Genomic DNA, 21,072 nt, shown 5'->3' with positions numbered 1-21,072 from the left:
CATGACAAGCACCCCATGGCGCTGGCTGCCCAAGGCCGCTTCCTTGCTGTTGTGCCTGCTGTTCTGGCAGTTGGCGGCCAGCCAGCACTGGAACCTGTGGCTGGTGACGTTTGCCAATGTGCCCACGCCGGGCTCCGTGGTGCAGGCTGCCCTGGGGCTGGCGGACTCGGGCAAGCTTGTGCGGCACTTGAGTGCAAGCCTGACCCGGGTGTTCGAGGGCTACCTGGCGGCCGCGCTGGTGGGGATCGGCTTGGGCATCGCGATTGGCCGCTGGAAGTGGGCGGAAGACCTGCTGTTGCCGCCGCTGGAGGTGATCCGGCCGATCCCGGCGGTGGCCTGGATCCCGCTGGCGATCCTGATGTTCCCGTCGTCGGAGCTGTCGATGATCTTCATCACCTTCACCGGCGCGCTGTTTCCGGTGCTGCTCAATACGGTGCATGGCGTGGAAGGCGTCGATCCTCGGCTGATCGCCTCGGCGCGCAGCCTGGGGGCAGGGCGCCGGGCGATCCTGCTGGAGGTGATTTTGCCGGGCGCCGCGCCGAGCATCATCACCGGCCTGGCGATTGGCATGGGCACTTCGTGGTTCTGCCTGGTGACGGCGGAAATGATCTCCGGCCAGTACGGTATCGGCTATTACACCTGGGAGTCCTACACCATCCAGAACTATGCCGACATTGTCGTTGGCATGCTGTTGATCGGCGTGCTGGGCATGGGCAGCAGCCTGTTGGTCAAGCGTCTCGGCGCACTGTTCACTCCCTGGCATCGACCACGAGGTAAAGCCTGATGAGTCATCTTGAGGGCCGTGTCGACATACGCGGCTTATCCATTGTATTGGGCGAACAGCAGCAGGCATTCGAGGCGGTGAAAGCCCTGGATTGCAGGATCGAGCCGGGGCAGTTCGTGTGCATCCTCGGCCCGTCCGGGTGTGGCAAATCGACCTTGCTCGGCGCGCTGGCCGGGCATCTCACGCCAAGCCAGGGCACGCTGGAAATGGATGGCCGGCCGGTTGCCGGCCCGTCCCAGCAACGGGGCATGGTGTTTCAGCAGCACACGCTGTTCCCCTGGCGTTCGGTGCGCGAAAACGTTGCCTTCGGCCTGAAGATGCGCGGCGTAGGCAAGGCCGAGCGCCTGGCCGCCGCCGATGAGATCCTTCACCTGGTGGGCCTGGAAGGTTTTGCCGAGCGCTGGCCCAACCAGCTGTCGGGTGGCATGCAGCAGCGGGTGGAAATTGCCCGGGTGTTGATCAATCGTCCCGGCCTGCTGTTGATGGATGAGCCGTTCGGCGCGCTGGATGCCCTGACCCGCATGAAGATGCAGGCCTTGCTGCTGGACATCTGGACGCGCATCCGCACCACCGTGGTGTTTGTCACCCATGACATCGACGAAGCGCTGTTCCTGGCCGACCGCATCCTGGTGATGAGCCCGCGCCCCGGGCGCATCATCGAGGATTTCCAGCTGACTTTCCCAAGGCCGCGCAGCACCGAACTGATGACCTCGCCGGAATTTACCCACCTCAAGCGCCATTGCCTGGAGCTGCTGCACCACGAAGATGGTCGCCAGTTACCACGGCTGAACCCGCTCGGGCTACCCAACGATCACCCAAGACCGCGATTTGCCATATGACCTATGAAACCGAAAACCCCGACATCCAAGCCCTGCGCCCGCGGCTGCAAGCGCCGGATGCCGGCATGCGCCGGATCGCCCTGATTGACCTGGCTGACCTGGAAGACCCCGACGGCCTGGTGTGGCTGGTGGACAGCCTGCGCCACGACCCGGCCACCGACGTGCGCGCCCAGGCTGCCAGCCTGCTGGAGGCGTGGGAAGAAGACGCAGTGGTCGAGGCGCTGTGCCAGGCGCTGACCGACACTGAAGCGTCGGTACGTGATGCCGCCGCCCAGAGCTTGAGCGTACTCAAGTCGACGCAGGCGGGCCGGCTGTTATTGCCATGGGCCACCCACGCCGACGTCAGCGTGCGCACGGCAATCTTCCGTGCCCTGCGCGAGTTGCGCCTTGAAGCGGCGGCGCCGTCGGCAATGCTGGCGCTGAGCGATACCGATGCGGGGGTGCGCCGCGAAGCGGTCGGTGTGCTCGGCTGGCTCAAGCACCTGCCGGCATTGGACGCCCTGGCGAGGTTGGCCAGCAGCGATCCGGACACCGAAGTCCGGCGTGCCGCCACCGGCGCCCTCGGTTTGGCCAGTGATGAGCGGGTACTGCCGGCGCTGTATGAAGCGTTGCAGGACGCCACCTGGCAAGTACGGGAAGAGGCCGCGACCACCTTGGGCAAAGTCGGTAGCACCCGCGCGGGCGAAGCCTTGATCACGGCGCTGGCCGATGACTACTGGCAAGTCCGCCTGCGCGCCACCCGCAGCCTTGGGCGCCTGCGGTATGCACCGGCGTTGCCGGCGCTGCTCCTGACGTTGGGCCACAGCATCAGCAACCTGCGCAAGGAAGCCGCCCTGGCGCTGGGCGAGTTGGGCGACCGACAGGCCCTTGGCCCGCTGCGTGATGCGGCCGACGATGGCGACCCGGAAGTACGCAAGGCGGTGCGCATTGCCCTGGCACAACTGCAATGAACAGTGCACCGAACGGCATTGGCCGAGATGATGATGGGCGCTTGAGGCTGGAATGGCGCGACGGCGTGCAATGGATCGACCACGCTCGCCTGCGCCGTGAATGCCCGTGCTCGCAGTGCCGGGCCTTTCGGTTGAGAGGCACGCCGCCGCTGGTGTCGGACCGTGTCCGGGTGCTGGAGGTCCATCCCCAGGGGTATGGCGTGCAGTTGATTTTCAGCGATGGGCACCAGCGGGGGATTTACCCGTGGGCTTATTTGGCGGCAATGGGGCTCCAGACCGGGGCGCCAATCTCCGCTGGTCAGCTGCGCGACTGAGGTTGCAGGTGTGCCGGCAGGCGGCGCAGCGTCCACCACACCGTCAGCATCGCTGCCACGGCGCTGAGGGCGATGCCGATCAACATCGGCGCCGGTGTGTGGTCTGCGAACAGGCCGGCCAGGGACATGGCTACGGCGGCGGTGATCATCTGGATCGCGCCCAACAGCGCCGAGGCCGAACCGGCCACGGCACCGTGATCTTCCAGGGACAACACGCCGGCCGCCGGCAACAGCAAGCCGAGAAAGCCAAAGCCAATAAACAGCAGTGCCATCATTAACGGCAGGCTGTTGCCCCACAGTGTGGTAAGTGCCAGCAAGGCCATGACCGTTGCCACGCCCGCCACCGACCAGCGAATCAACGGTGCGAGGCCGAAGCGTGCACTCAAGCGCGCGGTCAACTGGCTCAGGGCAAAAAACGACGCCGCGTTGAGGGCAAAGCACAGGCTGAATTGCGTTGGCGTGAGCCCGTAGTACTCGATGTAAACGAATGGCGCGCTGCCGATGAACACGAAGAACGTCGCAAGGCCAAAACCGCCCACTACCGACAACCCGGTAAACACCGGATCACGCAGCAACGCGCCGTAGCTGCCGAACGCATTGCCCAGGGTCTTGCCCAGGCGGCGTTCGGCGGGGTGGGTTTCCGGCAATTGCACGGCGGTCATGATCAGGCACAGCACTGCGGCCACACCCAGCACCAGAAACACTTCGCGCCAGCTCCACACCGCGATGATCAGGCTGCCCGCCAGTGGCGCGAGGATCGGTGAAATACTCACCACCAGCATCAGCAACGCCATCAGGCGCGCGGCTTCATGGCCGGTGTACAAGTCACGCACAATCGCCCGCGGAATCACCATCCCGGCGCAGGCGCCAAAGGCCTGCAACGCCCGGAAGCCGATCAGCACCTCGATGGAGGGGGCGAGGGCGCAACCAATGCTGGCCACGATGAAAATCGCCAGGCCGGCATAGATCGGCGGCTTGCGCCCGAACACATCGCTGATCGGGCCGTAGAACAGCTGGCACACACCGATGATCATGAAGAACACTGTCAGGCTCATCTGCACCGCGGCAGGCGAGGCATGCAGGCTGGCGCCGAGTGTCGGCAACGCCGGCAGGTAGCTGTCGATGGCAAACGGGCCGACGGCGGTGATCAACCCCAGCAGCAGGGCGAGGTGGGCGATACTTCGAGACATGGTGGTTCCGGGCGGCGGTAAAAAAGAGGGGCCAGCTTAGTGATCGCCCTCGGCGCATACAAGCCGGTGTTTACAGACTCGCTACAGAGTCACCAGCGGCAGGGTGTCGTGAATAGGCAATGGATACGGGAGATAGACGTAACGTACTGATTTAACTCAACTAAATATCCATTTAGTCGAGTTGGATATTTTGCGAATTTAAGGCTGGGCGAGGGCGGTCGTTCGGCGCTCACTGATGCGTTCAACCGCCAGCATATGGTCGGTGCCCCATTGGCAAAGCGGCCCCAATGCCTGGGCCAGCGAGCGTCCGAAGGGAGTCAGGGAGTATTCGACCTTTGGCGGTATCTCCTTGTAGTCGATGCGCGCGATGATCTCATCGCGTTCCAGCTCCTTCAATTGCTGGATCAGCACCTTGTCCGTCACGCCGCCAACGGCGCGCCGCAGTTCGCCATAACGGTGAACTTCATGGGCCAGGTGATACAGGACCAACGGTTTCCATTTCCCGCCAATCACCGCCAGGGCGGCGTCGAGCCCGCAGCTAAAGGTGCTGTTTGACATGTTTTTGCCCTCAGGCTGGGTACTTACCAAAAGGTGCATACTATTCAAAACAATAGCGCATATCTACGCTTGGGCCTCAACATTTGAGGGAAACACTCATGAGCAGGCTCAACGGGAAAATCGCCATCGTCACCGGTGGCAACAGCGGGATCGGCTTGGCCAGCGCCATACGCTTTGCGGCCGAAGGTGCACAGGTCGTTATCGTGGGACGCCGCCAGGATGAACTGGACAAAGCCTTGGTCCTTATCGGGCATGACGCGATCGCGATCCAGGGCGACATTTCAAACCTGCGTGATCTTGAGCGGGTATTCGCGCAGATCAAGGCTGACAAAGGTCGTGTTGATGTGTTGTTCGCCAATGCAGGCCTTGGGGATCTGGAGCCCATTGGGGCGATCACGGAGGAATCGTTTGATCGCACCTTTGGCGTGAACGTGAAAGGCACGTTGTTCACCGTACAGAACGCGTTGCCATTGATGAGCGCCGGTGGCTCGATTGTGCTGACAGGTTCGACGACGGCCTCGATGGGCACCGCAGCGTTCAGCGTCTACAGCGCGTCGAAAGGCGCACTGCGAAACTTCGCGAGAAGCTGGGCGCTGGATCTGCAAGGCACAGGTATTCGCGTGAACGTGCTTTCACCTGGGCCGACAACGACACCGGGTTTGGACAGAGCGCTATCAGGTACCGGCCAGAAGGATGCGATTGTCGATTCGATGGTTACGCGTGTACCGCTGGGTCGTATGGGGCAGCCAGATGAAGTGGCGAATGCGGCATTGTTCCTGGCATCGGATGAGAGCAGCTTCATGACGGGCAGCGAGATGTTCGTGGATGGCGGTTTCGCTCAGGTGTGATCCAGGCTCATCGACCAAATCGAGACAGGCTGGGTTTGGTCGATGAGGAGCGTGGTGCATTGGTTGAAATCTGGCTGGCACTGACCCTGATAACGGACCATATGATTACGCATAATGTATATTATGTTAAATGACGTATAGCGCCCGGGATTTGCTTGAGCAGGAAATGCGCTCGAGTGGCTAACGCACCTTGCCCTTTCAGATCAAACCGACCGGCCATGTACTTGGGGACAGTCAGTGCCAGCGCGACGACAGCCAACACCAGCGGTAAAAGCGAAACCCACAGCACTGTATTCCAGCCATAAGCCGACAGCAGCCCACCCGACGAAAAAGACCCGACCGCCATTACGCCGAACACTCGGAGCTGGCCTACTACGTCATTTATCGGCCTGAGTGCGCCAGCCTGCCCAAACTGACGACGTTCCGGGACTGGTTGTTGGCAGAAGCACAGCAGACGGTAAAGCGTGAGATCAGCGCCCACTAGGCTGTACTACTCGCGATTCCTCAACGACGACGCTACCAGCAAATCCCGCGTATAGGCATGCTCCGGTGCGTCGAACAATTGCTCGGTACTCCCCGCCTCCACGACCACGCCATCCTTCACCACGATCAAGTCGTGAGCCAACGCCCTTACCACCGCCAGGTCGTGGCTGATAAACAAGTAGGTCAGCCCATGTTCCTCCTGCAACCTGCGCAGCAAGCTCACCACCTGCTTTTGCACGGTGCGGTCGAGGGCTGAGGTGGGCTCGTCGAGCAATATCAAATCCGGCTTGATCACCAGTGCGCGGGCGATTGCGATGCGTTGGCGCTGGCCGCCGGAGAATTCGTGGGGGAAGCGATGGCGCGTATCGGGGTCGAGTCCGACGTCGCGCAACACGGCAATCACTTGAGCTTCGCGCGCGCAAGCATTGAGGTCCGTGTGTACGCGCAGGCCTTCTTCGATGATTTGCTGCACGCTCATGCGCGGACTGAGGCTGCCGAACGGGTCTTGAAACACCACCTGTAGTTTGCGCCGCCACGGACGCAGGGCCTTGCCTTTGAGTGCGTCGAGGGCCTGGCCCTCGAAGCGAATGCTGCCTTGGGCGTCGATCAACCGCAGGATCGCCTGGCCAAGGGTGGATTTGCCCGAGCCGGATTCGCCAACAATGCCCAAGGTTTTGCCACGTTGCAGGCGTAGGTCGATGCCGTCCACCGCCTTGATCGGCGGTTTGCGCCGCAGCAGGCCGCCTTGCGGGAACCAGACCTTGAGGTTGTCCACTTCCAGCAGGTTGTCCGCCGTCTCACGCACCACCGCCCTGCCCTCGGGCTCGGCCTCGAGCAACTGCCGGCTGTAGGCGTGCTGCGGCGCGGCAAACAGTGCCTGGCAGTCGGCCTGTTCGACGATCTGGCCGGCGCGCATCACCGCCACGCGCTGGGCGATGCTGCGCACCACGTTGAGGTCGTGGCTGATCAACAGCAGCGCCATGTCCAGGCGTTGCTGCAGGTCTTTGAGCAGCGCAAGAATGCGTCGCTGCACGGTCACGTCCAGGGCCGTGGTGGGCTCGTCGGCGATCAACAGCAGCGGTTCGCAAGCCAGGGCCATGGCGATCATCACCCGCTGGCGCTGCCCGCCGGAGAGCTGATGCGGGTACGCCGCAAGGCGCTGGCGCGGGTGCTGGATGCCCACCAGTTCGAGCAACTCCAACACGCGCTCACGCGCCGCCGCACCGCCCAGGCCTTTGTGCAGCAGCAGGGTTTCGGACAGCTGCCGTTCCACGCTGTACAGCGGGTTGAGCGAGGTCATCGGCTCCTGAAAGATCATCGCGATGCGATCGCCGCGAATCTGCCTTAAACGCTCCGGCCGCGCGCCGAGCAGCTCTTCGCCCTGGTAGCGAATACTGCCCTGGGTACGCGTGGTGTGGGGCGGCAGCAATTGCAGGATCGAGTGGGCGGTCACCGATTTGCCGGAGCCCGACTCGCCCACCAGCGCCAGGCACTCGCCCGGGTGAATATCCAGGTCGATGCCACGCACCGCTTTGTGCCCGTCGAACGCCACTTTCAGGTTACGAATTTCAATCAACGCGTCAGTCACGGCACAGCTCGCTTATCAGGATCGGGGGTCGAAGGCGTCGCGGCAGGCTTCGCCGATAAACACCAACAGGGACAGGATCAACGCCAACGCAAAAAACGCGGTCAGCGCCAGCCACGGGGCTTGCAGGTTGTTTTTCCCCTGGCCGATCAATTCACCCAGGGACGCACTGCCCGTGGGCATGCCGAAGCCAAGAAAATCCAGGGCGGTGAGGGTCGAAATGGCCCCGGTCAAAATGAACGGCAAGTAGGTCAAGGTGGCAGTCAGCGCGTTGGGCAGAATGTGCCGCAACATCACCTGAACATCGCCCACACCCAGGGCTCGCGCGGCCTTCACGTACTCCAGGTTGCGCCCGCGCAGGAACTCGGCGCGCACCACATCCACCAGGGTCAGCCAGGAAAACAGCGCCATGATCCCCAGCAGCCACCAGAAACCCGGTTCGACAAACCCGGACAAGATGATCAGCAAGTACAGGACCGGTAGCCCCGACCAGATCTCGATCAGGCGCTGCCCCAACAGGTCGACCCAACCGGCGTAATAGCCTTGCAGCGCGCCGGCGGCGACCCCGATCAAAGTGCTCACCACGGTCAGCGCCAAGGCAAATAACAGCGATACCCGGGTGCCGAAAATCACCCGCGCCAATACATCCCGGGCTTGATCATCGGTGCCCAGCCAGTTGCTCGCGCTGGGCGGCGCCGGCGAAGGGGTCGTGAGGTCGTAGTTGACCGTGTCGTAGCTGAACGGAATAGGCGCAAACAGCATCCAGCCGCCCTGCCCTTCAATCAGTTCATGCACGTAAGGGTCACGGTAATCCGGCTGAAACGGCAACGTGCCGCCGAAATCCTGCTCGGTGTAGCGCTCGAAGGCCGGGAAATACAGTGAGCCCTGGTACGCCATCACCAGTGGCTTGTCGTTGGCCAGCAGTTCGGCACCCAGACATACGGCGAACAGCGCCAGGAACATCCACAGCGACCACCAGCCGCGGCGATTGCGCTTGAAGTGCAGCCAGCGGCGACGAGTAATCGGAGTAAAAACCGGCATCAATGCGACCTCGCGGAAAAATCCAGCCGGGGGTCCAGCAGGCGGTAGCACAGGTCGCCCAGCAACTTGATGACCAACCCGACCAGGGTAAAGATAAACAGCGTGCCGAAGACCACGGGATAGTCCCGTGCCACTGCCGCTTCGTAGCTCAGGCGACCGAGGCCGTCGAGGGAGAAAATCACTTCAATCAGCAACGAGCCGCCGAACAACATCGCGGTGAGCGCCTGGGGCAGGCCAACCACGATCAGCAGCATGGCGTTGCGAAACACGTGTTTGTACAGCACCTGTTTTTCGCTGAAGCCCTTGGCCCGCGCGGTCACTACGTACTGGCGGCTGATCTCGTCGAGGAAGCTGTTTTTGGTGAGAATGGTCAGTGTGGCAAAGCCGCCAATCACCAGCGCCGATACCGGCAAGACAAGGTGCCAGAAGTAGTCCACGACCTTGCCCGCCCATGACAGGCTGGCAAAGTTCTCCGAGACCAGGCCGCGCACCGGAAACCAGTTCAACAGGCTACCGCCGCCGAATACCACGATCAGCAGCAAGGCGAACAGGAACGCCGGCATGGCGTGGCCGATAATGACCGCCGCACTGCTCCACACATCGAAGCGGCTGCCATGGCGCACGGCCTTGCGGATGCCCAGCGGGATCGACACCAGGTAACTGATCAGCGTGGCCCAGAAGCCCAGGGACAAAGTCACCGGCAGTTTTTGCAGGATCAGGTCGGTGACCTTGGCGCCGCGAAAGAAGCTATCGCCAAAATCCAGCCGCGCGTAGCTGCTGAGCATCAACCACAGCCGCGCGCCAAGGGGCTTGTCGAAGCCGTATTGGCGCTCGATATCGGCCACCAGCGCGGGGTCCAGGCCACGAGTTGTGCGCGATTCATTGCTGCCGGTTTCCACCCGTGTGCCGGCCACCGACGCTTGGCTGCCGATGCCTTGCAAGCGCGCGATGGCTTGCTCAACCGGGCCACCCGGGGCGGCTTGCACGATAAAAAAGTTGACCAGCAGGATGCACACCAGCGTCGGCACGATCAGCAATAAACGGCGCGCGCTATAGGCCAGCATGTTGGGAAGCCTCAGTCAGTTGACGCATCTGTGCGGTGGTCAGCGGTGTCGGGCTCACTTCCCACCAGGTGTCGATGCCCACGTCATTGAGCGGCGCTGTGCGGGGCCGACCAAAACGGTTCCACCACAGCGAGGACGAGCCCGGCGGGTAATAGTTGGGAATCCAGTAGAAGCCCCACTGCAACACGCGGTCGAGGGCATGGGCGTAGCGCACCATGGTCGGGCGGTCGTTGGCGCGGACAAGGCCATCGATCAAGGCGTCCACCGCCGGGTTGCGCAGTGCCATGTAATTGTTGGAGCCAGGGTCATCGGCACTCTCGGAACCGAAGTAGTTGGTCAGCTCGCGGCCCGGCGATGGGCTGACCGGGTAGCCGTTGACGATCATGTCGTAGTCCCGTGCGCGCACGCGGTTGGCGTATTGGGCCGAGTCGATCATGCGGATCGTGAAGCCGATGCCGATCTGCGCCAGGTTGCGTTTGTAGGGCAGCAGCAAACGCTCGAAGCCTTTCTGGGCATTCAGGAAGGTGAACTGCAACGGCGTGCCCTCGGCGTTAACCAACTGGTCGCCGCGCGGCGTCCAGCCCGCCTCGGCCAGTAACTTCAGCGCTTGCGCCTGCTGCGGCCGAATGCGCCCGCTGCCATCGGTGCGCGGCGGCTGGTAGACCTGGGTGAACACCTCCTCCGGCACTTGCCCGCGCCAGGGTTCCAGAATGGCCAGCTCCTGGGCATCCGGCAGCTGGGTGGCCGCCAATGCGCTGCGGGAAAAGAAGCTGCGCTGGCGCAGGTACAGGCTGTGCATCATCTGCCGGTTGCTCCAGTCGAAATCCCACAACAGGCTCAGCGCCTCGCGCACGCGGCGGTCCTGGAACTGCGGTTTTTGCAGGTTGAACACAAAACCCTGGGTGCCCTGCACGGCATTCGGTGCCAGTTGTTCACGTTGCAGACGACCGTCGCGCAAAGCCTCGCCGTCGTAGCCCACCGAATAACTGGTGGCGGAAAATTCGCGATTGAAGTCGTAACCCTGGGCTTGCAGGATCTGGCGCGACACGTCGCCGTCGGCAAAAAACTCAAGCCGCAGGGTGTCGAAGTTGTACTGCCCCTGCGTCACCGGCAGGTCTCGCCCCCACCAGTCCTTGACCCGTTCGAAGGTGACACTGCGGCCGTTGTCCACGCTGCTGATACGGTACGGGCCGCTGCCCACCGGCGGTTCAAAGCCGCCGCCGTTGGCGAAATTGCGCCCCTGCCACCAATGTTCCGGCAGCACCGGCAGTGAAGCGAGGTCCAGAGGCAAGGTGCGATTGTCGGCGCTTTTGAAGGTGAACCGCACTTGGGTCGGCGATTCCACCAGCACCTGGTCCACATCGGCAAAGCTTTGGCGATACGCCAGGCTGCCTTCGGTGGTGAACAGCTTGAAGGTGTAGGCCACGTCCTGCGCGGTGATGGGCGTGCCATCGGCAAACCGCGCCTTGGGATTAAGGTAGAAACGCAACCATGAATGGTCATCTGCCAGCTCCATGCCTTGCGCGACCAACCCGTACACGGTGTACGGCTCATCCTGCGAACGGTACGCCAACGGGCTGTAGAGCCAACCCTGGATCTGGGTGATGCCGGTGCCTTTGTCGACATACGGGATCAGGTGATCAAACGCCCCGCCTTCCATGGACGAACGACGAAAACTGCCGCCCTTGGGCGCGTTCGGGTTGACGTAATCCAGGTGTTTGAAGTTGGCCGGGTACTTGGGCGCTTCGCCGTATACCGTCAAAGCGTGCGTCGGTTGAGCGAGCAGTGACGGCGCCCAAAGCCCCGTCAGCAGTGCCCACACCATGAAGCGAAACAGGCTCACAAACTCAACTCCTTTTCCAAAAACACTGAAGACTCACTTATGCAGGGTTGTGCGTCGACGCCAGGGTTTTTATAGAGCACCGGTTAGACCGTTAGCGCATGTGCTTATGCGCTACTTACCGAAGTGGTAACTCACGTCCAGCCAGACCTGGCGGCCATAGGGGTCGTAGTTGCCGCTGGGGTAATACGGCCAGCCGGCGGAGTCATCGTGCTTGACCTGATTGAGCAGGTTGTTGACGGTCAGGCCGACACTCGCCTGCTCGTTCACCTGGTAACGGGCGCTGGCGTTGAAGGTGGTCCACGGCGACAGGCGCCCATCTCCGGCGCCATTGGTCACGCTGCCGTAGCGAATGCCGGTCAGCGTGGTGGTGAGGTGCTGGTAGTCCCAGGTCAGGCTCGCGTTGACCTTGCTGCGCCAGTCGTGGTTGTCGGTGCTGGAGCGCAGGTTCTGGGTTTGCGCATCGTCCGATTCCTTGAGGTAGTGGGACAGCACCAGGCTGTAGCCAATCGCCGAACTGAACGCGCCGTACTGGCCTGCGCCCCAGCGAATATTACTCTTGAGGTCCAGGCCGCTGACCCGCTCGCTGGCGGCGTTGATCGCATTGACCTGCACCCGTTGCAGCACGTTCGGGTCCACTGCCGCCGTGCTGGCATTGCGCTGGATGCGTGCCAGGACGTCGGCGCAAGTGGTCGCATCAAGCTGGCCGTTGCGGCACTGGTTTTCCTGTTGCAGCAAGCGGTTGATGTCGACGGTGGTCAACAGGTCCTTGATTTCGACGCGCCAGAAGTCGGCGGAGAAATCAAACTGATGCGAAGGCGACCAGACAAAGCCGTACGTCCAGGACTTGCCACGCTCGGAGGCGAGGTCCGAATTACCGGTCTGGGTGTAATCCACGCGGCCTCGGTCACACGCTCCTTCTACGCCCTTGCTGCAACCGTAATAGTCGATCTGGTCAGGCGTGTAGCCATTGGTCGCGGCCTGGTAGAGGTAGTTGAGGTCGGGTGCGCGAAAGCTGGTGCCGTAGCTGCCACGAAACAGCAGGCTGGTCACCGGGCGCCATTCCAGGCCCAGGTTGTAGGTTTTTTGTTGCTCGGTGCGGCCACTGAATTTGTATTGGTCCCAGCGCCCGGCCGCCGAGGCGAGCAAGGTGTCGGTCACGGGAATGCTCAGCTCGCCACCCGCGGCGTAGCGGTCACGCGAACCGCCTGAATTGGAGGCCGGCGTGGTGTTGTAAAACGTGCCGTCATTGAGTTGGTCGTCGACATCGACGCTGTAGGATTGCCGCCCCACTTCGGTCACACCGGCAAAGCCCACCGGCCCGGCGGGCAGCTCGAACAGGTCGCCGTTAATGTTGGCGCTGAAGGTTTGGGAAACCGATTTACTCTTCTGCACCAGGTTGCCGCGAAACTGATCCCACTGCTCCGGAGTCAGCGGCTGGTCCAGCCGCGAAGGGTCTGGCGCGAAGACCGGGTGCCCGTCCTGCGTGCCCAGTTGCGGCCCGAGGTAGTAATCGCGGATGCCGCTCAAAGGCGTGTAGCGGGTGGTGCGGTCGCTGGTGTACTCGGAGCGGTTCGCCGCAATCTGATAACCCCAATCACTGTTGGTGAACTTGTCTTCCAGGCCCAGGGTGCCGGTCCAGGACACTTCGCGCCATTTGCTGTTGTTGCTGGTCTTGCCACCGATTTCCTCGCTGGAAAAGTTGCGTGACCAGCGCTCCAGGTTGCCGGTGTTGCGGTTGATAAAGTCCGGCGAGGTGAAGCTTGGGCCGCGGGTGTTGTTCTGCGTGTGATCAAAGCCAAACATCAAGTCGGCAAACACTTTGCCGGTGTCGCTGAAATGCCAGGTGCCGCGCGTGTAGCCGTCATAGTTTTCCTTTTGCGCCTGCAAGGTCCAGTAGTCGTTGTAGTACTGGTTGGTGGTGCAGCGGGTGCTGCTGCCACCGAGCTTGCCGTTGTAGATACCGCCGTAGGCACCGCAGCCGGGGCCGAGGTAGGCGCCGCTGTCGAGGTTACGGCGGTAGCCCACGTCCTTGGCCGGGCCGTCGCTCATAAAGCCGCGCTGGTTGGCCCAGATCGGTTGGCGCTGGGTCAGCTCCAGGCCGAATACCCCGTCAAAATCGCCCCAGGTCTCGCCGCCGCTGATCTGTAGGCGCTGGTTGTCGCCGCCGCCACGCTCGGCGGCGCCACCACGCAGATTGACGTCCACGCCGCTGATCTTGTCTTTGAGGATGATGTTCACCACCCCGGCAATCGCGTCGGAGCCATACACCGCCGAGGCGCCGCTGCTGAGGATCTCGATACGCTCGATCATCACCGCCGGGATGTTCGCCAGGTTGGTGAAGTTGACCGCGCCGTCGTACGCCGTGGGGTAGTCGGCCACGCGCCTGCCGTTGATCAGCACCAGTGTGTGGTTCGGCCCCAGCCCTCGCAGGTTGAGGGCACTGGCGGCCGGTTGGAAGGTGTTGCCGTAGTCTTCGCCCTGGGTCATGCCGGTGTTCTGGGTTTGCGAAGCGATGGCGTCGTAGACGTTTTTGTAGCCCCTGCGGGTGACTTCGTCAGCGGTGATGACCGTGACCGGCGACGGCCCTTCAACCTGGGCACGGGCAATGCGTGACCCCGTGACCACGACCTTTTCCAACGCCACATCACCCGGGACTTTCGCCGCCGTGGGCGCCGCCTTGACCGCCGCTGCAGGTGGCTTGGCCGCCCGGCGCAGGGTCCAACCGCCGTCGCCACTGGGTACGGCGTCGAGGGCTGCACCGCGCAGTGCCTGTCGCAGCGCTTGCTCGGTGGTGAAGGTGCCCCGCACCGGCGCGCTGGTCAGGCCTTGCACAAGGTCTTGCTGGAAGGAAATGATCTGCCCGCTGCTGCGCGACAGGGTCAACAGCGCTTGGTCGAGGGGGCCGCTGGCGATATCAAAATCAAAAGTCTGGGCGGTCGATATCGCAGACAGCGGCTGTGCCAGCACCGCCGTGCCATGTCCCGCCAAAGTCAGGCCAATCGTCAGAGACAGTGCCGCCAGAGATGCGCGACTGAGAGGTTTGAGTTGCATGGTTGAGGTTCCCATCATTGATATGCCGTTGATGGGTTGAACAACAGGTCGGGGTTTTTTATAGGCGGCCGTTAGGCTAAAAAAGCATGGGTTTATAACGGCCCGAAACAACACTCCCAGGCAGATACACCCTGGCCTGTATTGGGTTGTGCAACAGTGGCGGGGGTTTTATAGGGCTGGGAAAATTATTTTTATCGGCGCTCGATACTGACCCAATAAGGGCTGTGATAATCGATCTGCACCGGCAAGGATTTGGCCAGCAATTGCAGGGCGCCCTGGCTGTCGTCCAGCGGGAAAATCCCGCTCAGCCTCAGGCTCGCCGCCTCGGGGCTGACGCGGATGATGCCGCGCCGGTAGTCACGCAGGGCTTGCACCACTTCACCCAATGAGCGGTCACGCACTTCCAGCAAGCCTTGGGTCCACGAGGCCTCGCCGCCGCTGGCGGTTTCCAGGTCGAGGATGCCGTGGGCATTGAACGTGGCTTTCTGGCCGGCACTGATCACCTGCACAGCGCCGTCGCGCGTGGTGATTTCCACTTGGGAATGCAGCATCGTGATTTGGGTTCGATCCTCGCCCTGCTGTACCAGAAACCGCGTACCCAACGCGCGCATGCGGCCGTGTTCGGTCTCGACGATAAACGGTCTGAGACTGTCCTTGAAAACGTCGACCAGCAGCTTGCCGTCGAGCAACTGCAACAGCCGTTGCCGAGCATCGAAATGCGTCAGCACCTTGCTGCGCGCATCCAGGGTCAATGCACTGCCATCCTCCAGCGTGAGGTTCAGGCGCTCGCCCGTACCGGTGCGCAAGGCGCCCAACGGCAACCAGCTGTCGGACAGCCGCGTGATCAGACTTCCAAACGACACAACGCCAACCAGCGCCAGGGTATTGCGCAAGAAGCGCCGGCGGCCCGACGGTGCGTTGAGGGTGTGCAACAGGCTGTCGCGGGGCATGCGGCGCAGTTCGTCATTGTTCAGCACGGCCGGAACGCCGCCCATCATGTTGAAGATTTCGGCACGCCGTGGGTCGCCCTCACTCCAGCGACGGAACGCCTGGTGCTCCTGAGCACTGGCGTGCCCGGATTGCAGCAACGCCATCCACTGTGCTGCCTCGTCGATGATCGCCTCATCCGGCGCGCTGTGGCTCATGGCTGTGTCATCGCCAGGTAGCAGCGCTTGAACGCATCGGCCATGTATTGCTGAACCCGGCTGACCGAGACCTGCAGGCGCTCGGCGATCTGCGCATAGGTCAAACCGTCCAGCTGGTGATACAAAAACGCCGCCTTGGCCTTGGCCGACAAACCGTCGAGCAAGCGGTCGACTTCCAGCAGCGTCTCGATCAACAGCAAACGCTCCTCGGGCGACGGGTGCACCATCATCGGCGCCTGGGCCAATGCTTCCAGGTAGGCACGTTCCAGGTCCTGGCGACGCCAGCCCTCATACATCAGGCGCCGCGCGATGGTGGTCAGCAACGCCCGCGGCTCGCGGATTTGCGAAGGGTCGGGCAATGCCAGTACCCGCAGGAAGGTCTCCGATGCAATGTCCTGAGCCCCATGGGCGCACCCCATGGCCCGGCTTACCCGCGTGCAAAGCCAACTGTAGTCACTTTTGAACATCTGCCCAATCAGACCGAAATGTGGGTTCTGATTCACACCCATTGCATGCTCCATGCGAATAAAGGCCATTCAGCCTGGCGGTTGATGAGCAATGGAAAGCCATCGCTGGAGGCGGACTTTGCATGAGGGGAGCATAGGTTAGGAAAGAATAAAAAATAACAGCAGCCTGTCAAATTGGCATATGCAGAAAAATCAGATACGGGGCAGCGCCCTGGCTGTCAGGTCAGTGCGAAGACACATAGACAGAAGGCTGCACCGGCGCTGGCAGCGAATAGGTTGCTTTCATCCATTCGACTTCAGCATGGGGTGTGCGGCCGAAGTAGCGCTTGAACTCTCGGCTGAACTGCGATGCGCTTTCATAGCCCACGTTAAAAGCCGCAGATGAGGCCGACATGTCGTCGCGGAGCATCAACAACCTTGCCTGGTGCAGACGAGTCGATTTCAGGTACTGCATGGGTGAGGAGTCGGTGACTGTTCGAAAGTGCAGATGAAAGCTGGGTACGCTCATACTTGCCTCCTGGGCCAGGCACTCGACGTCCAGCCGCTCCTGGTAACAGCTGTGTATCTTGCGAATGGCGCGGGTCACCTTTGCGAAATGGCCTTGCTTGCCAAGGGCCGCCCGCATGGACCCTCCTTGTTCACCTGCGATGATCCGGTAGTAAATCTCGCGCACCAGCGAGGGGCCGAGGATCGGGCCATCGACCGGATGGCTCATCGCTTCGAGAAAGCGCAGTGTGGACTCGCGCAACATCTCGTCCATCGGCGAGGAATACATGCCTTTGGGACGTTCGTGGGTCGGACCGGATTTTTCGTCAATTTCCAGGATCAGTTCGCCAGCGAGTTTGAAATCCAGGCGCATGTATACCGCCAGCATCGGCTCCTCTTCGCTGGCGTCGGTTTCCATGGTGAAAGGCACTGGCACAGACACCACCAGGTAGTGCTGGGCGTCGTAAAGGTAGACCTCGTCGCCCAGATAGCCGAGCTTGCGCCCCTGGCACAGGATGACGATGCCGGGCTCGTAGAGCACTGGCGTGCGGGTCAGCGGGCGATTGGAGCGCAGAAAGCGTATGTCTTCCAGTGCGCTCAGGTTGTAGCCCTCCAGGGGGGCCAACTGCTCCATCAGTTGGACCATGCGCCGGGTTCGCGCTGCAAAATGATTCATAGGCCCCTCTTGCGGTTTCACGAAGCGTGACCATCCGTAGAGCGTGTCAGTGCTTCCCATTGGTCGATGTCACGCAGGGATTGCGTCAGCTTTTCGCGCACAAAGCCTATCGCATCGCTGCCGAGCAGCAGGTGGGCCGGTGGGTTGTCGCTGGCGATCAACTGCAGCATGGCTTGCGCAGCTTTTTGCGGGTCCCCCAACTGGTGGCCGCTTTTCGCTTCGCGCGCCTGGCGTACCGGATCAAAGCTGGCATCGTAGTCGGCGATGCTGCGGGGCGTACGCTGCATCGAGCGGCCGGCCCAATCGGTGCGAAATGAGCCTGGCGCCACAGCGGTGACAAAAATGTTGAATGGCTTGAGTTCTTTGCTCAGGGTGTCGGAGATGCCTTCCAGCGCGAACTTGCTGGCGCAGTAGTAGGCGATACCCGGCATCGTGATGGTGCCGCCCATGGACGTGATGTTGATGATGTGTCCGCTGCGGCGCTGGCGGAAGTACGGCACGAACGCCTTGGTCACGGCAACGGCGCCGAACACGTTGACGTCGAACTGACGACGCATTTCTTCCAGCGGCGACTCTTCGAAAATGCCCTCATGGCCGTAACCTGCGTTGTTCACCAGGACATCCACCGGGCCGTAGCGGGTCTCGATCTCGGCAACGACGCTGTCGATCCGCTCAAAGTCGGTGACATCCAGGATCACGCCATGAGCACGCTCCGCTGATAATGCCTCGAACGTTTGCAGCGCGGCTTCGTTGCGAACGGTACCAATGACACGGTGGCCTGCAGCCAGTGCCACGGTCGCGAGGGCCTTGCCAAAGCCGCTGCTGATGCCGGTGATGAACAGGGTTTTGCGAGTGCTCATGGAAATTCCTCTCGGTTACTGAGTGCTAATGGTAGCCAAGCAACCGCTCGCGACCTATGCCGGATCATCTATGAGGCTTGCCTATTCCTATTCGCTTCTGCTCATACGCTCAATTGTCCCGATGTGGCTCGATTGACGCAGGCTGATGCGTGGTCCGGCCCGCCACAGTGGGTGTCACTGAGGCGGTCGGCACCACTCCACGTTACGTCAGCCAGACATCCACCTGCCGCTCCGCGCCCTCTATAAACACCAAGGCCTCGACCTGCCCCGCCTCTATCAGGTCTTGGCTGACGCCTTTTATCAATTCAAGCTGCGCGGCGCTATCGACCAGCTCAACACGTGCTACCGGAGCCTTCATGGATTGGCTGGCGTCAGACTTTGCTTTGCGAATCGCAGACAGCACGCTGCTCAGGCTCATCAATAACTGTTCAACAGCCGCGTCAGGGCAAGCGCCCCCTTGCGGCCAGGGCGCCTTGTGCACTGAGCCGCAATTCCAGGATTGCCAGACCTCCTCACACACAAAGGGCAGAAATGGCGCAAACAGTCGCTGCTGCACGCTCAGCGCATGTGCCAATGCATTACGCGCCGAGTAGCCGTCGGGTCGATAGGCACGACGCTTGACCAATTCGACGTAGTCATCGCAAAACCACCAGAAGAATCCTTCGATACGCGACAACGCCCCGCTGTAGTCATAGGCCTCCAGCGCGACGGTAGCGTCCTGGACTACGCCACCCAAGCGTTCAAGCATGGCTTGATCCAGCGGTTGGTCGATATCCCCGGTGTCATCCTTCGCAAAGCCTTGAACCAACCTCGAAAGATTGAACAGCTTGACGGCCAGGCGGCGGCCGATTTTCATCTGCTGCTCTTCAAAGGCTGTGTCACTGCCGAGCCGCGCCGAGGCAGCCCAATAGCGCACGCCGTCACTTCCATACTGGTCGAGCAAGGCTTGAGGGGTGACCACATTCCCCTTGGACTTGGACATTTTCTTGCGATCGGGATCAAGGATCCACCCGGAAAGCGCGACGTTGCGCCATGGCGCGCAACCGTGTTCAAAATGGCTGCGTACCAGTGTCGAGAACAGCCAGGTTCGGATTATGTCGTGACCTTGGGGCCTGAGGTCCATCGGGTATATTTTGGCAAACAACCCATCGTCCTCTCCCCAGCCGCCGGCAATCTGAGGCGTCAGGGAACTGGTGGCCCAGGTGTCCATGATGTCTTGTTCACCGATAAACCCGTTGGGTTGACCACGCTGCTCGGGTCGATACCCAGGCGGTGTATCCAGGCCCGGATCAACAGGCAGGCTTGCCTCACTGGCGATAATCGGAGCGCCATGCTCGGCTTCGCCTTGCGCGTCCAGGCGATACCAGAACGGAATCGGCACGCCGAACGTACGTTGGCGACTGATTAGCCAGTCACCATTCAACCCCCCTACCCAATGCTCGTAACGCCTGAGCATGTGCGGCGGATGCCAGTCCAACGCCTGGCCAGCGTCGAGCAACACGTCCCTCAGGTTCGCGTCGCGTCCGCCATTGCGCAAGTACCATTGCCGCGTCGCGAGAATTTCCAAAGGCCGGTCGCCTTTCTCGAAGAACTTTACCGCGTGGGTAATCGGTCGTGGTTCATCTCGCATGGCGCCGCAGTCACGCAACATCGAAACGAGCTGCGTACGAACCTGGGACAGGGTACGGCCGGCCAGGCCTGCGTAGGCCTGTTGGCTGCGCGGAGTCGTCAACCAGGAGGGCGTCTCAAGTAACAGGCGCCCGTCCTTTCCCAGGACTGACCGTGTGGGCAGTTGCAACTCCCGCCACCAAATCACATCGGTTAGATCGCCAAAGGTGCAGACCATCGCCAACCCGGTGCCCTTGCCGGGGTCACCCAAAGGGTGGGCCAGCAGCGGAACGTCCAGGTCAAAAATCGGCGCACGCACGGTCTGCCCGAACCTCGCCTGATAACGAGCGTCGTCCGGGTGAGCCACCAGCGCCACGCATGCCATCAGCAACTCAGGTCGAGTCGTAGCAATCTTCAGTTCGGCACCATCAGCCGCGTCGAAGCCGAGTTCGTGATACGCACCCGCAACCTCGCGCTCCTCAAGCTCTGCCTGGGCTACGGCCGTCTGGAACGTCACATCCCAGAGGCACGGAGCCTCCTGGCTATACAGTTCGCCACGCTGGTAGTTACGCAGTAACGCGCGCTGACTGGCTCGTTGGGAGCGTTCATCAATGGTGGCGTATGAAAGACTCCAATCAACGGACAAGCCCAGTTGCACGAACAGTGCACGGAACGCTTGCTCATCGATGGCCGTCAGCTCATGGCACAACTCGATAAAGTTGCGCCGACTGATGACGGCAAAGTCAGCCCGTTTTAATGGAATTGACTCGGAGGGTTTGAAGCCAGGCTGGTAAGCGGCCAACGAGTCGCAACGTACGCCGTAGAAATTCTCGACCCTGCGTTCGGTCGGCAAGCCATTGTCGTCCCAACCCATGGGGTAGAACACAGCCTTGCCGCGCATCCGCTGGAACCGGGCGATGATATCGGTGTGGGTGTAGCTGAAGACATGGCCAACGTGCAACGAACCTGAGGCTGTCGGTGGCGGCGTGTCGATGGAGAATACAGCGTCGCGTTGGGCGCTGTGGTCAAAGGCATACGTGCCTTCGAGCTGCCAATGCTGAGACCAGCGTGTTTCGAGGTTTTCAAGCGAGGGGGTGACGGTTTGATCGTTTAGAACTTCATCACGTTTAACGGTGACATAGCTTCCTCCTGTCAACATCATGGGGCGCAACAACGGTTGTGCGCCGAAGCAAACTTTATATTCAATCGCCTGCGGAAAGTAAAGCCCTTGAACCAGGCCATTTTTTCCACAAAATAGCGTAAAAACAGTCCGGAAGATT

At 61.6% G+C, this 21,072-nt stretch carries 17 protein-coding genes; 5 read left to right on the top strand and 12 right to left on the bottom strand.

Going from position 1 to position 21,072, the window contains the following annotated elements:
• Position 1 precedes the first annotated feature (1 nt).
• Genes HX807_RS30225 through HX807_RS30210 form a run of 4 tightly spaced genes read left to right on the top strand, consistent with a single transcriptional unit; the run spans position 2 to position 2,887 of the window.
• Positions 2 to 784, top strand: a complete 783-nt coding sequence (locus HX807_RS30225) for an ABC transporter permease (RefSeq protein ID WP_003217654.1) — start codon at positions 2 to 4, stop codon at positions 782 to 784.
• Positions 784 to 1,623 carry an ABC transporter ATP-binding protein gene (locus tag HX807_RS30220; RefSeq protein ID WP_177052033.1) on the top strand — a complete coding sequence of 280 codons (840 nt, stop codon included), beginning with the start codon at positions 784 to 786 and terminating at the stop codon, positions 1,621 to 1,623. The genes HX807_RS30225 and HX807_RS30220 overlap by 1 nt, the downstream gene beginning before the upstream one ends.
• The gene (locus HX807_RS30215) at positions 1,620 to 2,573 is read left to right on the top strand and encodes a HEAT repeat domain-containing protein (protein WP_177052032.1); all 954 of its coding nucleotides are present in this window, start codon (positions 1,620 to 1,622) and stop codon (positions 2,571 to 2,573) included. The genes HX807_RS30220 and HX807_RS30215 overlap by 4 nt, the downstream gene beginning before the upstream one ends.
• Complete coding sequence (locus tag HX807_RS30210; protein WP_177052031.1) at positions 2,570 to 2,887, top strand: DUF971 domain-containing protein; 318 nt, start codon at positions 2,570 to 2,572, stop codon at positions 2,885 to 2,887. Before HX807_RS30215 ends, HX807_RS30210 begins: the two co-directional genes overlap by 4 nt.
• On the opposite strand, the gene HX807_RS30205 is transcribed toward HX807_RS30210, so the two are convergent.
• Together HX807_RS30205 and HX807_RS30200 are read right to left on the bottom strand one after the other, a co-directional pair.
• Entirely contained in the window at positions 2,872 to 4,077 is a 1,206-nt protein-coding gene (locus HX807_RS30205) for a multidrug effflux MFS transporter (protein WP_177052030.1), read from the bottom strand. The two genes, HX807_RS30210 and HX807_RS30205, sit on opposite strands and share 16 nt — an antisense overlap.
• A gap of 198 nt (positions 4,078 to 4,275) precedes the next feature.
• On the bottom strand, positions 4,276 to 4,635 hold the full coding sequence (locus tag HX807_RS30200) for a helix-turn-helix domain-containing protein (protein WP_177052029.1): 360 nt from the start codon (positions 4,633 to 4,635) through the stop codon (positions 4,276 to 4,278).
• A gap of 98 nt (positions 4,636 to 4,733) precedes the next feature.
• Between HX807_RS30200 and HX807_RS30195 the strand changes: the two genes are divergently transcribed.
• Entirely contained in the window at positions 4,734 to 5,483 is a 750-nt protein-coding gene (locus tag HX807_RS30195) for an SDR family NAD(P)-dependent oxidoreductase (RefSeq protein ID WP_003217670.1), read from the top strand.
• A 490-nt stretch (positions 5,484 to 5,973) separates the two neighbouring features.
• On the opposite strand, the gene HX807_RS30190 is transcribed toward HX807_RS30195, so the two are convergent.
• The 10 genes from HX807_RS30190 to valS form a co-directional block, all read right to left on the bottom strand.
• Positions 5,974 to 7,554: an ABC transporter ATP-binding protein gene (locus tag HX807_RS30190; protein WP_177052028.1), complete on the bottom strand. Its 1,581-nt coding sequence runs from the start codon at positions 7,552 to 7,554 to the stop codon at positions 5,974 to 5,976.
• Positions 7,555 to 7,569: 15 nt separating this feature from the next.
• Positions 7,570 to 8,592, bottom strand: coding sequence for an ABC transporter permease (locus tag HX807_RS30185; RefSeq protein ID WP_173883025.1), 1,023 nt, complete (start codon positions 8,590 to 8,592; stop codon positions 7,570 to 7,572).
• On the bottom strand, positions 8,592 to 9,656 hold the full coding sequence (locus tag HX807_RS30180; protein ID WP_008433386.1) for a microcin C ABC transporter permease YejB: 1,065 nt from the start codon (positions 9,654 to 9,656) through the stop codon (positions 8,592 to 8,594). Before HX807_RS30180 ends, HX807_RS30185 begins: the two co-directional genes overlap by 1 nt.
• Positions 9,643 to 11,481 (bottom strand): extracellular solute-binding protein, encoded by a 1,839-nt coding sequence (locus tag HX807_RS30175; RefSeq protein WP_177052054.1) that lies wholly within the window; start codon positions 11,479 to 11,481, stop codon positions 9,643 to 9,645. The genes HX807_RS30180 and HX807_RS30175 overlap by 14 nt, the downstream gene beginning before the upstream one ends.
• Positions 11,482 to 11,610: 129 nt before the next feature.
• Complete coding sequence (locus tag HX807_RS30170) at positions 11,611 to 14,550, bottom strand: TonB-dependent receptor (RefSeq protein WP_177009530.1); 2,940 nt, start codon at positions 14,548 to 14,550, stop codon at positions 11,611 to 11,613.
• A 191-nt stretch (positions 14,551 to 14,741) separates the two neighbouring features.
• On the bottom strand, positions 14,742 to 15,695 hold the full coding sequence (locus tag HX807_RS30165) for a FecR domain-containing protein (RefSeq protein ID WP_003217682.1): 954 nt from the start codon (positions 15,693 to 15,695) through the stop codon (positions 14,742 to 14,744).
• A complete protein-coding gene (locus tag HX807_RS30160) occupies positions 15,692 to 16,204 on the bottom strand; it encodes a sigma-70 family RNA polymerase sigma factor (RefSeq protein ID WP_003217684.1) in 513 nt (170 codons plus the stop codon). Before HX807_RS30160 ends, HX807_RS30165 begins: the two co-directional genes overlap by 4 nt.
• A 181-nt stretch (positions 16,205 to 16,385) precedes the next feature.
• Positions 16,386 to 17,324, bottom strand: a complete 939-nt coding sequence (locus HX807_RS30155) for an AraC family transcriptional regulator (protein ID WP_087693824.1) — start codon at positions 17,322 to 17,324, stop codon at positions 16,386 to 16,388.
• A 17-nt stretch (positions 17,325 to 17,341) separates the two neighbouring features.
• Positions 17,342 to 18,184 carry an oxidoreductase gene (locus HX807_RS30150; RefSeq protein WP_177052027.1) on the bottom strand — a complete coding sequence of 281 codons (843 nt, stop codon included), beginning with the start codon at positions 18,182 to 18,184 and terminating at the stop codon, positions 17,342 to 17,344.
• A 202-nt stretch (positions 18,185 to 18,386) separates the two neighbouring features.
• Positions 18,387 to 20,954: a valine--tRNA ligase gene (gene valS, locus HX807_RS30145; RefSeq protein ID WP_177052026.1), complete on the bottom strand. Its 2,568-nt coding sequence runs from the start codon at positions 20,952 to 20,954 to the stop codon at positions 18,387 to 18,389.
• Positions 20,955 to 21,072: the final 118 nt, after the last annotated feature.

Origin of the sequence: Pseudomonas sp. D8002 (genome assembly GCF_013385695.1) — a bacterium.
Classification (GTDB): domain Bacteria; phylum Pseudomonadota; class Gammaproteobacteria; order Pseudomonadales; family Pseudomonadaceae; genus Aquipseudomonas.
This window is presented reverse-complemented; position numbering and strand designations above follow the sequence as displayed.

Excerpts from the sequence above, each read along its gene's own strand:
- HX807_RS30225 (WP_003217654.1), top strand. The coding sequence starts at position 2 with ATGACAAGCACCCCATGGCGCTGGCTGCCCAAGGCCGCTTCCTTGCTG.
- HX807_RS30220 (WP_177052033.1), top strand. The coding sequence starts at position 784 with ATGAGTCATCTTGAGGGCCGTGTCGACATACGCGGCTTATCCATTGTA.
- HX807_RS30215 (WP_177052032.1), top strand. The coding sequence starts at position 1,620 with ATGACCTATGAAACCGAAAACCCCGACATCCAAGCCCTGCGCCCGCGG.
- HX807_RS30210 (WP_177052031.1), top strand. The coding sequence starts at position 2,570 with ATGAACAGTGCACCGAACGGCATTGGCCGAGATGATGATGGGCGCTTG.
- HX807_RS30205 (WP_177052030.1), bottom strand. The coding sequence starts at position 4,077 with ATGTCTCGAAGTATCGCCCACCTCGCCCTGCTGCTGGGGTTGATCACC.
- HX807_RS30200 (WP_177052029.1), bottom strand. The coding sequence starts at position 4,635 with ATGTCAAACAGCACCTTTAGCTGCGGGCTCGACGCCGCCCTGGCGGTG.
- HX807_RS30195 (WP_003217670.1), top strand. The coding sequence starts at position 4,734 with ATGAGCAGGCTCAACGGGAAAATCGCCATCGTCACCGGTGGCAACAGC.
- HX807_RS30185 (WP_173883025.1), bottom strand. The coding sequence starts at position 8,592 with ATGCCGGTTTTTACTCCGATTACTCGTCGCCGCTGGCTGCACTTCAAG.
- HX807_RS30180 (WP_008433386.1), bottom strand. The coding sequence starts at position 9,656 with ATGCTGGCCTATAGCGCGCGCCGTTTATTGCTGATCGTGCCGACGCTG.
- HX807_RS30175 (WP_177052054.1), bottom strand. The coding sequence starts at position 11,481 with ATGGTGTGGGCACTGCTGACGGGGCTTTGGGCGCCGTCACTGCTCGCT.
- HX807_RS30170 (WP_177009530.1), bottom strand. The coding sequence starts at position 14,550 with ATGCAACTCAAACCTCTCAGTCGCGCATCTCTGGCGGCACTGTCTCTG.
- HX807_RS30165 (WP_003217682.1), bottom strand. The coding sequence starts at position 15,695 with ATGAGCCACAGCGCGCCGGATGAGGCGATCATCGACGAGGCAGCACAG.
- HX807_RS30160 (WP_003217684.1), bottom strand. The coding sequence starts at position 16,204 with ATGGGTGTGAATCAGAACCCACATTTCGGTCTGATTGGGCAGATGTTC.
- HX807_RS30155 (WP_087693824.1), bottom strand. The coding sequence starts at position 17,324 with ATGAATCATTTTGCAGCGCGAACCCGGCGCATGGTCCAACTGATGGAG.
- HX807_RS30150 (WP_177052027.1), bottom strand. The coding sequence starts at position 18,184 with ATGAGCACTCGCAAAACCCTGTTCATCACCGGCATCAGCAGCGGCTTT.
- valS (WP_177052026.1), bottom strand. The coding sequence starts at position 20,954 with ATGATGTTGACAGGAGGAAGCTATGTCACCGTTAAACGTGATGAAGTT.